Source organism: Streptomyces sp. NPDC093510, assembly GCF_040683555.1.
In the GTDB taxonomy this organism is placed as follows: domain Bacteria; phylum Actinomycetota; class Actinomycetes; order Streptomycetales; family Streptomycetaceae; genus Streptomyces.
Map to the genome: position 1 here is coordinate 481,477 of NZ_JBFBEE010000001.1, position 13,524 is coordinate 495,000.

A 13,524-nucleotide genomic window follows, 5' to 3' on the forward strand; every position below is an offset into this window, starting at 1 on the left:
ACGCGCGGAGGACACCCATGGCGATGCTGGGCATCCACAAGGACTTCCTGATGGAGTTCGCCCGGCTGGAAAAGCCGGTGCAGAAGCGGGTCCAGGAGGTCTTCGACAAGTTCCGGGCGCACCGGCACGCGGGCCTGCATCTGGAGAAGCTGCAGCAGCCGCGCGACCCGCGGATCCGGACCATTCGTATCGACAAGTTCATGCGCGGCGTCGTCCTCGCCCCCGAGTCCGGCGACAGTTTCCTCCTGCTCAAGGTCATGCCGCACGACGACGCGATCGCCTGGGCCCGCAAGCACCGGGCGACGGTCAACTCGGCGACCCAGGGCATCGAACTGCGCAACGACGTGGCCCTGGAACGCGCGACGGCGGGCATACGAGAGCTGGCCGGCGAAGCCGACCGACGGCTGTTCGGGAAGGTCGACGACAAGGACCTCGTCCGGCTCGGCATCGACGCGGATCTGCTGCCGCTGGTCCGGCACCTCACCGACGAGGCCCATCTCGACGCGCTGCAGAAGATCCTTCCGGAGCAGCAGTACGACGTACTGGCCGGGCTCGCCGCCGGCATGTCTCCGGAGGACGTCTGGCGAGAGGTGGTGGCAGTCCAGCTGGAGCACGCCTCGCCTTCGGCATCCCAGGAGGTCAACGCCGTACCGGGCGGCGACCTGTCCCCGTTCCCCACCGCCCCGGACGACCTGTCGGCCGCGATGGCCCACTCCCGCGGACGGATCGCTCTGGTCACCGGCCCCGACGAGCTGATGGACATCCTCGCGCGGCCGTTCGACACCTGGCGGGTGTTCCTGCACCCCAGCCAGCACCGGGTCGCCTACCGGCCGTCGTACAGGGGACCGGCGCGCGTCGTGGGCGGCCCCGGCACCGGCAAGACAGTCGTCGCGTTGCACCGTGCTCTGCACCTGGCACGGCAGCTGCCCGCCGACGCTCCGGACGAGTCCATCCTGCTGACCACGTACACCCGGGACCTCGCCGCCGATCTCCGCCGCAGCCTCGAACTCCTCATCCCCCACCCGGCGTTGCGCGCGAAGATCAGGGTGGTCAACGTGGACGCACTCGCTCATCAGCTCGTACGTGAGGACCGGGGTGCTCCTCTCTCGCTGGTCACCGACCACAAGGAGATCACCGCGCGCTGGGCCCGGATCGCCCGGCGAACCGGTGCCGACTTCACCGATGTCTTCCTCGACCAGGAGTGGCGGCAGGTCGTACTGGCCCAGGACCTGCGGACGCCAGAGGCCTATCTCAAGGCGTCGCGCGCCGGGCGCGGGACCGCGCTCGGGCCGCTCAAGCGGGCCCAGGTGTGGCGCGCGGTCGAGGCCTTCACCAGGGAACTGGCGCAGGCACGCGAATGGACGTTCCTCCAGATCTGCGCGGAGGCCGCCCGGCTGCTCGACGCGAAGGGCGGCGAGCGCCCGTTCCGTCATGTGGTGATCGACGAGGCGCAGGACCTGCACCCGGCCCAATGGCGGCTGCTCCGGGCCCTGGTGGCCTCCGGACCGGACGACCTGTTCATCGCGGGCGACACGTATCAGCGGATCTACGGAAACAAGGTCTCCCTGCGCAGCCTCGGCATCCCGGTGACCGGCCGCTCAACCCGGCTTCGCATCAACTACCGCACCACGCAGGAGATCCTGGCCTGGTCCACGGCGCTGCTCACCGGTGAATCGGTCGACGACATGGACGAGGGGACCGAGTCGCTGAACGGCTACCGGTCCGCCTTTCATGGAGCACTGCCCCGGACTTCGGGCGCCGAGGACAAACTGGAGGAGCTCGCCGGGCTGGTGGGCCAGGTCCGCGACTGGACGCACGCCGGTGTCGCCCCGCGCGAGATCGGCATCGCCGTGCGCTACACCCAGCTCGGCAAGGAAATCAGACAGACGCTGGAACAGTCGGGCGTTCCAGCCGTGGTACTCGGCGGTGGGTCGGCGGCCGGTGACGGAGTCCGGATCGGCACGATGCACCGCATGAAGGGGCTGGAGTTCCGCTGTGTCGCGGTGGCCGGAGTCAAGGAGGGCACGGTCCCACTACGCAATGCCGTGACGGCCGAGGAGACCGACGCCCAGCAGCACCGTGAGGACCTGCTCAGCGAACTCAGCCTGTTGTTCGTGGCCTGCACCCGGGCCCGCGAGGCGCTACGGGTGTCATGGCACGGGGAACCCAGCCGGTTCCTCGCCGCGGTGCGGGCGAGCTGAGGGGTTGCGGATACGGATGGCTTCGGAAGCGCGCGTGCGCGGCGGCGGCGAGCGCGCTGGACGTACTCGTCGTCGTCGAACGTCGTCACCACGACGACCTTCAGCGGATTCACGGTGCTGGGCGGGTCAGTCTGCGCAGCGCCTTCCGCCCGTCCATGCGGGGCATGCGGATGTCCATCAGCACCACGTCGGGCCGGTGCTGCTCGGCGAGTTCGACCGCGTACACCCCGTCCGCGGCCTCCCTGACGACCTCGATGCCGTCCTCGATGTCGTCCTCGATGTCGTCCTCGATGTCGTCCTCGGCGGCGAGGATCGTCGCGAACCCGACACGGACCATGACCTGGTCGTCGGCGATCACCACACGGATGGTCATGACGCCGCCGACTTCGCCGGGGAAGCGGGCGGGGGCGGGGCTAGGGAGGTCACCTCACTCGCCGACCGGTGGGGCACGGAGACCTACCCGCCCAGCGGCAAGGGCGTCTAGGCCGAGATCGATCCCAAGCCCGGAGCAGCAAGGTGCACTTCCGGCCAGCAGGCCGACGAGCTCGTTGCCCGGCCTGATCACCGGGCGTAGGCTTCCTCAACTCACCCACGCCTGCTGCCCGTCGCCTGCCCCTCCCCTGCCTTGGAGCGCACCCGTTGCCCTTTCCGACCAGCGACATGCTCGCCGCTTTCGGCACGTACATACGTTTTCAGAGTCTCGGGAAGACCCTGGCCGAGCGTCATCCGGAGCTCGCGCACCGCATCGAAGTCGCTGAAACGGCGCCGCTCTACCTGAAGGTGGATCTGGACGGGAAGCGTGGCGTGTTGCTCGCGCACGTGCGGTTCCCGTACACCATCATGTGGCGCCTGGGCCTCACCGGACCTGGCCTGACGGCCGCCGCTTCGGTTCTGCCGCTGGACACCAGTGAGGAAGCACTCGCCGACGCGGTGCACGCCCATACGACCGCGCATCTCACCGGCGCGCCCGTCCCGTCCCCCTGGCGCTGGCACGAGAACGAGCACTCGGACCTGACCGAACTGGCCGACCTGCTGGACGCACAAGGAGTAGTAGTACGTCGAGTGGCCGCAGGAAACATCTACAGCCTGCGCGACCCCTACTACGCCCCCGAGCTCGTCACTCCCAGCCACCGCGATCCTCATGTCGATGCCACGGTCGACGGCCACGAGCTCCGCATCTCTCTCAAGCCCCGTCTTGGCTGGGTGATCGATCTTTGGTGCTCGGAAGTCGACCTCTGGACCCGTGTCGATATCAACCGGTCACTCGGGCGGCCCCTCTCTCCCGTCCCTGGGGTGCCCCGCGCCGACCTGTCCGTGGCAGAGCTGGCAAAACTGATCGGAGCCGGACACCCTGCTTGGGAGAGTGAGGACGTTGGGTCCATCGAGGACGACGACAGCGCTGCTGACCCCACCCGGCCCGGAATCGGCTACGAGGAACTCTTCCTGACCGTGCTCGGCCAGCTCGGCACCTTCGGTTTCACCGACGTCTACGAAGGCGACGCCGAGAACCCCCTTCGCTCCACCCACTTTCACATCGCCCTGCACAGCGCGCAGAAGGACCTTTCCGCGCCTGCCCTGAAGGCACTCAACGGTGAGGCCGCAGCAGCCGGGGACGACGTTCTCAAACGGCTGATGGTGATCACCCGAGCGGGCCTGAGCAAACCAGCAGCCGTCTTTGCCGACCAGGCCAAGGCGTTCGTCTTCCAACTCGACGAACGGACCGGGCGGCTGGCCGGGCTCCACGCACGTGCCCGCGAGGTGCTGCTGCCCCGCGACAAGCCCGACTTTCAGTAGGGGATCTCGGTGACCGGACGGACGAGCCGGCTACGGATCAACACGTGGTCGACGCGGATTCTTGACCCGGTGAGAGTCGAGGGCCTGGGCGGCGAAGGCACGGACGACCTGACCGGATACCGCTCCCTGCTGCACGGCGGTCGCCCCGGGACCCAGCAGGAGCGTCACAAGCAATATTCCAGCATTCGGAATGCCCCGCACCACCCGCACCGCATGTGATAAAAGCGCACAAAACCGCAGGCCAGGCGTCCTTCTTGACCGGCTCCAAAAGGTGCAATCTCTCATCTCAGTCTGGGGTCACCAGACACGCAGAGCGTCAAACGAGCGTCATCGTGGAGAAAGCAACGAGCGCGGTGATCCCAGCAAGGAGTGCACCAGACACCGTCAACCGTGGTCAGGTTCAGCCTTTGGCACTCACACGAGGGAGCAATGATGCCTCTCAGCGTCTGTCGTTGGGACGCCCCATGCAGGCGGTGCCTCGCTCATGGAGCGGATGACATGCTCCCCTCCTTTTTCGTTCCGGCCACCGGAAGCACGTACTCACCAGCGAGACGCGCCAAATGCAACGGGAGGGGCCGGGCGAGCGGCGGGTAGTCGTCTTGGTAGCGCAGCTGGTGCGTGAGCGTCGCCCACTCCGCCGGCCGGTCAGGCAGGTCCCCTTCACGCCCCGAGTCCGCCAGCGCCTTCTCCGACAGGCAGCCGAGCACGGTGATCTCCAGCTGCCCGGGGTTCCAGGCAGTCTTCCCGGGTGCTGTCCGGCCCTGTGCCGTGGGCGCCAGCTTCATGAGGCCCTTCGGTAGTTTCGCCACTGTGTGCGGCTTCGAGGCCGTACTCGCGAAGACACGGCTCTCCGTCTCTGCCGTCCCCCACACGCCCTCGGCGAAGCCGACGCTGCCCTTGGCGTCGTGGGCGTACCACTCCGCCACTTCCTCCCGAGCGTTGGCGTCCCTTACGAGCACCACCCGCAGGTCGTCACCGTAGAGCGTGTGGCGCTGGGCTGGTTCGGTGCCGAAGCCGAGCATGTCCCGGTCCAGCTCGCCGTTGCGCAGACGAGGCCAGCACTGGCGCAGATTGCCTGCGTCCGCCAGCACGAGGGTCGGGCGACCGCGGAGCTGGAAGAGCAGCGCGCGGATCTGCCGCTCGGCCTCCCGCTGCCTGTGCTGCTCCACACCTGGGCGGGCACCGGGCCGGAGCCCGCCCCTGGCGGTCACGCCGTCGCCAGGGCCACCCGTATCAGTCTCCTTCCCCGTCTCCACCACTGGTTCCACTGCCTGGGAGAGCAGCAGCAACAGCTTCGAGTACGGCACCCATTCGGCGCGCTCGACGTCCCACCCCTCGATGACGCCCGGCCCTTCGTCCCCGGGGCGGACCCGCACCGCGACAAGCCGATGAACGGGGCGCCGCGTGGGCCCCTTCCTGGTGTGGCGTACGAGCCAGAGCGCCACGTACTGGAGGTCGCCGGGAACTCCGGCCCCCACTCGAGGGGCGGGCGGACTGATCGCGCCGAGCTGCCGAAAGGCGTCCAGCCAGGCCCACTTGGCCCGGTGCTTCAAGCCGCTGTCGGTGTCGTCGGGCAGGTTGACGAACTGGCTCAGCCGGCCCTGCCGCGCCCAGGCGATGCGCAGCGCATGCTTGGGATCGGAGTCGGGGACGGCGGCGAAGCGCTCCTTGCCGGCGATCTCCGTGATCACGACTCCGGCCGCGTCGGGACGCGGAACCACTCGGTCCGCCACAAGTCGGCAGCGCCCTTCGACTGCTTCGGCCAGCCGGGCGGCCCTGGGGCGACTGCGCTCCCGGGAGACTGGCAGGGCGTCGGCCAGGGGCCCCGCGGGCCGGGCTCGTACGCGGATCTCGACCCCCTCGCCCCGCCACCGCCAGGTGTCGTCATCGGCCGGCCCCATGCTCTCCCCGGGAGGGAAGCCGATGAGCTTCGGCAGCTCCGCGAGCAGCGCGGCACGGGTTTCCGGGGACTGCCAGAAGACGTCGATCTCCAGGGGACGGCCGTTGAGTGCGCGTGCCAGCGCCGCCCGCCGCTGCAGGGCCAGCTGCGTGTCCCGGACGTCCGGACCACGTCCGGCTCCCGAACGAGGCAGCAATGAGGGGGTGTTGCTCCGGGTGACCCGCGTGAGGTCGGGGACCCGGGTCAGCATGGGGCGCAGCCCGTCCTCGACCCAGGCGTCCAGATCCGCCCGCTCCTGTGGCATCAACCCGGGTCCGACCTCGTGCGGGCCGATCGACGGGTGGTAGACGATGCCGGCGGCCACGTCACCGGACCCGTTGATCCAGCGTTCCGGGTGGGAGAGGAGCGCCTCGGGCTGCGGGTAGTTGCGTACGATGTCCAGCTCGGGCAGGAGCGGTGCGGGGCTGTGGTGGCGCCAGGCCAGTTCCTTCAGCCGCCGGTCGTAGCCGAGGGTGTTCACCATCAACCGGTGGCTCCGGTCCGGCCCTCCCGGCCATGGCAGCGGAGCGTCGAGCAGAACGGTCGCGCCGCCGAGCTGGTGGGGGCGTACGTCCAGCCGGGTGGCCCACCGACGTACCTGCGAGGACACATGGACGCGGAACCGTGGGGCGAACGGCACGGTGTGGACGGTGATGTTGAGGCAAGCCGAGTAGTACCAGGTCTGTCCGCGGCGCTCGTATCGCTGTGGCGGCCAGGAGACGAGTCGCGCGCCGTTGCCCGAGCTCTCGACGCGAAAGTGGAGTGTGGTGCCCCCGGTGCGGAACGTCCGGGCGGCAAGCCGGAAGGCGACCCACTCGGGCAGCAGGCTGTAGAGCCGTGCGGCGGGTTCGGCTGTTCCGCCCGCCGAGGTCACGGTCTCGGTGAGGTCGACCGATTCGGCCTCCCAATGTGGCAGTTGGATGGCCTCGGCCGGGTTGTCGGAGCGGAGCCTCCCCTCCAGGTCGGCGTCTTCGGTGTCGTCCTCCTCCCGGTACATGCCCGCCGCCCAGGTGCCGATCACCGGAGCCAGCACCTCCGGCGGGACGGCTTCCCGCGCGTAGAGCCAGGGCAGGCGGCCGTCCGTTCCGGCATTGCGGCCGGTCGCGATGACACCGGGGGCCATCGCCTGGAGCAGCGAGTTGAGCCTGCGTACGGGAAGCCGATCAGGGCGGACGGAACCCTGGTCGGCCTCGGCGTGCATCCTGGTGAGCTCGGTGTGCAACTCCTCGCCGAGCCGCAGCACACTCATCTCCTCCCGCCACGGTCCATGCAGCGGGTCGGGTTCGTAGGCCGCGTTGCGAATGACGTGATACACGAAATTTCCTCCTGAAAGCTGGAGTTCGGCGCTTACGGGTGGGCCGGGGCGGGAGCAGGGGCAAGCAGACGGGTGAGCATGCGCCGGAGGGGTTCGTACAGGGCGTGGGCGATGAACTGCTCCTCCGCGCTCTTCGTGTCGCCCTCGAAGTACGGGTCCAGCACGTCGAGCACGCTGTGCAGCAGGCTGGACTTGGGGGTGTCGGCCTGCGGTGGTACGGCCCCGCGGTTCGGGGCGAAGGCGGCGTCGACGAAGACCACCCGGGCCGGTACACCGCCGCGCACCAGCCGCCCGATCACCTGCCACATCAGGACCAGCATGTCCCAGGTGACCTGCTCCCTCACCTCGTCGTTGAGGCGGCTCCACGCCATCGAGCGGGCGAGTACCTGGTACCAGCGTGAACGGGCGAGGCGGCGGACCTCGTCGGCACCTTCCTCGACGGTGGCCTGTCCCCGTACCCAGGTGTCGAAGTCACCGCCGGTGACGGCGCGGACGATCCAGTCGTTGACGGCGTGGACAGCCAGGGACAGGTCCTCGGGGTGCGGATTGGGCCGTGCCAGGAAGTAGACCGTGCCGATGGCCGCCTCGTCGTCGTCGTTGAGAATGTTATGGCCTCGCTCCACGGCCAGCAGGGGCGCCACGAGGATGTTCGCGTCGAGGTCCTTCAGGTGTTCGACGTCGCCCCGGCGCAGTGACCGGGCACGGTAGGCGGACGGCGCCTCGTCCTCCGGGGCGATCTCCTCGTCGTCCGAGACCAGGCACAGCACGCTGTCGCGCCAACGGGAGTTGAGGTTGTGGAGGGTGTCGGCCACGATGCGCGCCTCGGCGTAGCTGCCGACCAGCAGGAGGATCTGGTCGCGTTTCCCCGGACGAAGGGAGAGCAGCTCGCGCTCCAGCGGGCCTCCTTCGGGGGCGTCGTACTCCCCGGCGCCGAGGTGGGTGGCGATGCGGCGCAGCTTCTCGGGGCGGTCGTCCGGGTGAGTTCCCGACAGGCGCAGTTTCTCGTCGCCGTCGTCGATGAACTCGAAGCGCATCAGGCTCTCGCTCGCGATGCGTTCGGTCACCTCGGCCGGCGGCTCGATGATCACGCCGACCGGGACGCAGACGTGGTAGCGGCTGGACGCGCCTGCCCAACTGCTGCCGGACATGAGCAGCAGATGGGCGCCGGGCCTGCCGTCGACGGAGGCGAGGTGGGGCATGGCGCGCAGCAGTTCACGCCCGACGCCGCTGCAGCGGAAGAAGGTCAGCTCGCCGCTGCGGACTCCGCCCTTGTCCTCGCCCGGGACCCGGAACTGGAAGCCGAGTACGTTGCCCATCGGGGCCTCGGGCACCATCGGGCCGTAGTCGAGCGGCCGACGGTACATCGTGTTGTAGCCCAGGCTGAGGGCGGCCTCGACGCGGGGCCACATGGCGTTGATCATGGCGAGCCGTGGTTCCAGGGCGCTGAGCAGCAGCGTGAACTCGAAGCGTTCGGCGAGCTCCCTATGCCACTGCTCAGGTGTCTGGGGCGCTGGCTTGGGCTTCCGGCGGCGGCCTCGCCCCTGCTGCCGTTCCTCCTCCGCGCGCTGCCACTCGTCGTACTTCTCCTTGTACGTCTGCTGCCGGGCGGCCATGTACTGCGGGTCGATGTGGAAGACCTCGTCCATGACCTCGGCCAGGTGGCGCCGGGTGTTCTCCGGGTTCCCGGTGTGGAGGAGTTCGTTGAGGAGGGCGGTCAGCTCGCTGAAGTCCTCCTCCGTCCTACGGTGGCGGTCGCCGAAGGGGTTGTCCCGAAAGGCGTCCAGAAGCTTGCCGAGAGCCTGTCTCGGGGCGTGGTTCCGGTGTTCCGGCCCGCTGCCGTCGGGGAGTTCGTAGCGCTCGTCGAGCAGTCCGAGCTGCAGCGTCCAGGCACTGAAGTAGCCCATCCGCACCCACCTGCGCAGGTCATACCTGGCGACGAGCATCGCGTACAGCCGGTCGGTGGCCGATCCGGCGGTGTTGAGGGCGGCGGCGAAGGTCTCCACGTCCCGTTCGGAGAGCTGGGTGCGCCCGCTGGCCGCGAGTTCCCGGATCTTGTGCCGGCTCAGCTGGTCGATGAGGCCCTTGTCCTCGTCGCTGGCGAGGACGACGGCGGGTGCGAAGGTCTGGTCGAACTGCATCTGCACACGGTCGGCCTCGTCGATGATCACGAGGTCGCTGCGGCGGCAGGCGAGTTCGAGGTAGCGGATGCGCTCGCCGTTCTGGGGGCGGGGCGGTGAGGCGTCAATCAGTCCGGCCGGCGTGGCCACCCAGATCAGGGCGCCGACCAGGGTGCGGGCTCCGTGGTACCGGGGGCAGGCGGACCAGTACGGGCAGCTCGTCGCGCTCCTCTGCCATTCGGAGGCCCGACCGCCACCCTTGTCGCGCCTCGGGTCCGACGGTGGCTGGAGCCGGGAGCAGGGTGCCTCGCCGAAGGCGAGCGGCTCGGTGGACGAAGTGGCGCCCTGCCGCCTCACGTTGAGCACGCAGGAGGTCCCAAGGTAGGCGAAGGCGGGGTCGTCATGGGCGAGCAGCCGGTGTTCGCCCCGGCCCGCCAGCCGGCGGTGCAGCCGCTGGGCATGCCGCTCCCGGCCGGAGGACCCGAGCACGGGTGCGGCGGCGCCGTCGGTGTACAGACCGTAGAGCCGGACGAGCTTCAGCACCTCCGCGACGTCGGTGACCACGATGGTGGTGCGCTTGCCGAGCTTGGCGAGATGGACGGCGATGATGTCGCGCAGCGTGCTCTTGCCCGCGCCGACGATACCGAGCAGGTGCTGGATCCCGTCGACCGTGAACGAGAAGTCCTCGTCCTTGCCGGCCTTGTGGAACGTGCCGTTCTCCTTGGCGGACAGGTCGAAGGCCCGCAGCCGCTCCAGCCAGCGCGGCGGCCTTCCCTCGCCGGCGCGGGCGTGCGTGGCGTCCATGTCCGCTGCGGTGCGCTCCAGGCCCTTCCTGGTGAAGACCAGGGGCTCTCCGGCGCCGGCCGGTTCCAGGTCCATGTCGTGGGCTACGAGGGGGGTGTGAGGGACGGACGGCAGATCGACGACGGCCAGGGTGCGGCTGACGGGGAAAGCGTGCGGGCCCTGGCCCGCGACCGGCATGCGTTTGCCCGCCAGCGGCGGTGCGACACTCAGCAGTTGCTCGTAGACGGCGAAGCGGTCTCCGGCGACGGAGAGTTCGCGGCGGGTGGCGGGCGACTCGGTGTCCGGCACTTCGTAGCCGCGCACCCTCGGGTCGAACAGCTGGTAGGTTTCCAGCGCCTCGCGCCAGGTGCGGCCCCTGCGCAGGGTCCACAGCGAGTACCGGGCGACACGCAGCGTCCGCGCGATGTCCGGCGGCAGCTGTGCTCCGTGCGCCTCGGCGAACCCGTATCCGCTGAAGAGTACCCAGGCACTGCCCGCGGGGCTGCCCGGCATCAGCTTCTGCTGGAGATACAGGCCGAGTTCCACCTGGCAGAGGTCTTCCAGGGCGGGCTTGCGGACGGCCGGCCCAAGGTATGCCTTGAGGGCGCGGAGTACGTCGGTCAGCGGCGGGGTGATGCTACGCATCGTTCTTCTCCTCTCTCGGAGCCCGACCCAGGTCGGGTACGAGGTCCACGGGTGTGGTGAGCACCAGCCGGTCCCGTAGAAGCGCGGGAAGGGCGTCGGTGAAGGCCTCGCGGTAGCCGTCCCGTCCGGCGAGCGCATCCGGGACCACGACGAGAGTGCGGTCCGCGAGGGGCGCGCTGTCGGTTAGATGCGCGGCGAGGAGGGCCGGCTGAAGGCGGTCGTACACCTGGATGTCGACGATCGCGGGACCAGAGTCCCTCAACCGGTAGGCGGACAGAGGCCCCGACAGGGCCTCATGGTCGATCCCGGCACGATCCAGCGCGTCCAGGGCGGCCTCTTCGGTGCGATGCGGCAGTGTGAGGAACATCCGCAGTGGACGCCGCAGGATCCACGTCTGTTCCGGATCGCGGATCAGTTCCGGAGGGTCGTCGCGTGGGCATTCCTCCCCCTCGCACCAGATGTCCGTGTCGGTGGCGGACGGCCCGGGTACGGGCACGGCCCGGTGCCTGGGCAGCACGGGGAGTCCGCACGAGGGGCAGCGCAGGAAGTCGCCGTCGAAGAGCAGGGATTCTGGCAGCGGCCCGTAGAGGTCCTTGACGCGGCTCCAGACGGCCTTGCTCCAGCCGAACCCGAAGCGGTCCTGCTGGTGGACCACCGCGTGGTGGGCCAAGAAGCTCCGACACTGCCAGTAGCGCTCGCCCGTTCCGCACCGCGCTTCCAGGTCGCCCAGAAGCGCGCGGGCCTGCGCCGCCACGCCCCCGTCCGGCCCGTACGAGGCGACTTCGAGGCACGACCGCGTCGGCATCCGGCCGACCGGGTGTACCAGCGTCGCGCCCGGGGTGACCAGGGAGGCGGGAACCGCGAAGAGCGGATCGTCCGCCGGCTTGGTCCGGCACCACTCCCACAGCTCCGGAAGGCTTTTCGGCGGTTCCTCCCCGGCGTCGAGGCAGTGCATCACCGTGCGGTCCAGCGCACGCTGGGCGAGGCCGGGATAGGGCAGGGCGAACGAGCGCAGACCCTGAACCTCGGCGAGGGCAACCACCATGCGGGCAAGCTCGCGGAAGAGTTCGCTGCCCGCGCCCTCAGATTCCCCCCTGGTGTCCGGCTGGTCGGCCCGGCGGGCCGCCCCCGCCCTCACGCCGTGGCCTCGGTGGCGGCCGACACCGAGCACCAGCGGGCCACTTCGCACCGCTGGCAGGAGCGTCCGGGCACGGCCGTGTAGCGGTCGTCCCCGTGCCAGTCGGCCACCATCGTCCGCAGGATTCCCTCAGCCGAGGTCCGGTTGGCGGAGTCGAAGGGGTCGATGATCTCCAGGTCGGCACCGCCGGGGCGGAGCACCTCCAGCTCGACCCGGGCACGGGACGGAGCGCCGCCCAGGTCACCGCGGCCGATCAGCACGACCGCCAGGGCCAGTTGGGGGTAGAGCTCCAGCAGGGGACGGTTGGACCGCCGGTCGGTGGCGGAGGTCTTGGTCTCGCGCCACACCCATGAGTCGGCGTCCCGGTAAAGCAGGTCGGGTGCGGCGATCACCACCACGTCGGCGACGGTGTCGTGCCGCACCACCCGGGGTTCGGTCCGCACGTCCGTCCCGTCCCCGACGCACCGCAGCGGGCAGACCGCGGCGTGCCGTCGCAACAGGACTGCGCCGAGGGTGCGTTCGCGGTCGGGCAGGTCGAATCCGTCCGGCACCCACTCCTCGGGAACCTCGACCGTGCACGGTCGAGGTGATCCGTGGCCGTGCCGGTCGGCGAGGTAGGCGTGCAGGGCCCGGCCGCGCTCGGCCGTCACCTCGCGCTCGACGGAGTCCGCCGTGGGCAGGTGCAGCCGGCGCATGTGGTCGCGGGCCGGGCAGGCCCGGTAGTTGCGCCCGTTGGTCACCGACCAGGTACGTCGGGGCCGGTTCGGCGACTCGATGCCCAGCAGTCCGGGCGCCGCGCGCAGCGCCGGGCAGACCGACAGGTAGGGACATCCGCCGCACGCGGAGCCAGGGCGGTATTCCCGTCCGTCCAGTACGCCGGCCAGGGCGCCGGGGCCGTGCTCGCGGTACCGGGCGAGCGCCTGCTCCCGGCTGCCGGCGAAAAGCTCCCGGGTACGGCCGTCGAACAGCGCGAACTCCACGATCCGTACATCCTCCGGCTGCGGCCCGGGGGTGCCCTCGGCCAGCACCAGGGCGACGGCGGCGACGAACCCGTCGGGCGGCAGCTCCCGGTTCAGGCGGTGCACGGGCAGACGGAGTTCACGGTAGGCACCGTCGGCGGAGGCCAGGCAGCGGCCCCACACGGTAAAGCGGTACTCCTGGGCGTTCCGCGAGTCGGGGCCGGACGGCCGGTAGCGGTACGTCCACGGCTCGGGGACCTCGTTCAGGGGGCGTTCCGGGTCGGCGGGGAAGGCCGTCTCGTACGCCTTCACGCCATGGTCCGACCACGCCCTCAGGCCGTCGTGCAAGGGCGCGGTACGCGTCCGGGGCAGGCTGCCGGAGGGCCGGAAGCGAGCGTCGCAGGCGGCCATGAAGGGGCCGAGAGTGAAGTTCTCCAACCGCTCGCGGCGGCGCGGTACGGGGTCGGCAGTGTGGTAGCCGCGGGTCTTGAGAGCGTCAGCGGCAGGGCACCGGAATTCGCCTCCTTTGAACATTCCGGCGGATACCGTGATGACTTCGGAGGTGCGCGTCACCCCGTCGGGGGGCAGCCACGGCTGTGACATCTTCTGCTCCATTTCTGTACGGAGAAAAGA

Annotated in this window: 6 protein-coding genes and 1 pseudogene; 2 read left to right on the top strand and 5 right to left on the bottom strand. The window is 69.9% G+C overall.

The window, feature by feature from the left end; translation table 11 throughout:
* Nucleotides 1–17 precede the first annotated feature (17 nt).
* Nucleotides 18–2,201, top strand: a complete 2,184-nt coding sequence (locus AB0N81_RS01955; RefSeq protein ID WP_365354738.1) for a UvrD-helicase domain-containing protein — start codon at nucleotides 18–20, stop codon at nucleotides 2,199–2,201.
* A 59-nt stretch (nucleotides 2,202–2,260) separates the two neighbouring features.
* Here the strand turns inward: AB0N81_RS01955 and AB0N81_RS01960 are convergent.
* Nucleotides 2,261–2,574 (bottom strand): annotated as a pseudogene (locus tag AB0N81_RS01960) (response regulator transcription factor); the annotation flags it as partial.
* A 266-nt stretch (nucleotides 2,575–2,840) separates the two neighbouring features.
* On the opposite strand from AB0N81_RS01960, the gene AB0N81_RS01965 reads away from it, so the two are divergent.
* A complete protein-coding gene (locus tag AB0N81_RS01965; protein ID WP_365354739.1) occupies nucleotides 2,841–3,995 on the top strand; it encodes a hypothetical protein in 1,155 nt (384 codons plus the stop codon).
* Nucleotides 3,996–4,477: 482 nt separating this feature from the next.
* Here AB0N81_RS01965 and AB0N81_RS01970 read toward each other — a convergent pair whose 3' ends face one another.
* The 4 genes from AB0N81_RS01970 to AB0N81_RS01985 are packed head-to-tail and all read right to left on the bottom strand — an operon-like array spanning nucleotide 4,478 to nucleotide 13,494.
* Nucleotides 4,478–7,249 (bottom strand): DUF3962 domain-containing protein, encoded by a 2,772-nt coding sequence (locus AB0N81_RS01970; RefSeq protein ID WP_365354741.1) that lies wholly within the window; start codon nucleotides 7,247–7,249, stop codon nucleotides 4,478–4,480.
* A gap of 32 nt (nucleotides 7,250–7,281) precedes the next feature.
* Nucleotides 7,282–10,794 carry a hypothetical protein gene (locus tag AB0N81_RS01975; protein ID WP_365354743.1) on the bottom strand — a complete coding sequence of 1,171 codons (3,513 nt, stop codon included), beginning with the start codon at nucleotides 10,792–10,794 and terminating at the stop codon, nucleotides 7,282–7,284.
* Nucleotides 10,787–11,983 (bottom strand): hypothetical protein, encoded by a 1,197-nt coding sequence (locus tag AB0N81_RS01980; protein ID WP_365354745.1) that lies wholly within the window; start codon nucleotides 11,981–11,983, stop codon nucleotides 10,787–10,789. Before AB0N81_RS01980 ends, AB0N81_RS01975 begins: the two co-directional genes overlap by 8 nt.
* A complete protein-coding gene (locus AB0N81_RS01985) occupies nucleotides 11,929–13,494 on the bottom strand; it encodes a PD-(D/E)XK nuclease family protein (RefSeq protein ID WP_365354747.1) in 1,566 nt (521 codons plus the stop codon). The genes AB0N81_RS01980 and AB0N81_RS01985 overlap by 55 nt, the downstream gene beginning before the upstream one ends.
* Nucleotides 13,495–13,524 lie beyond the last annotated feature (30 nt).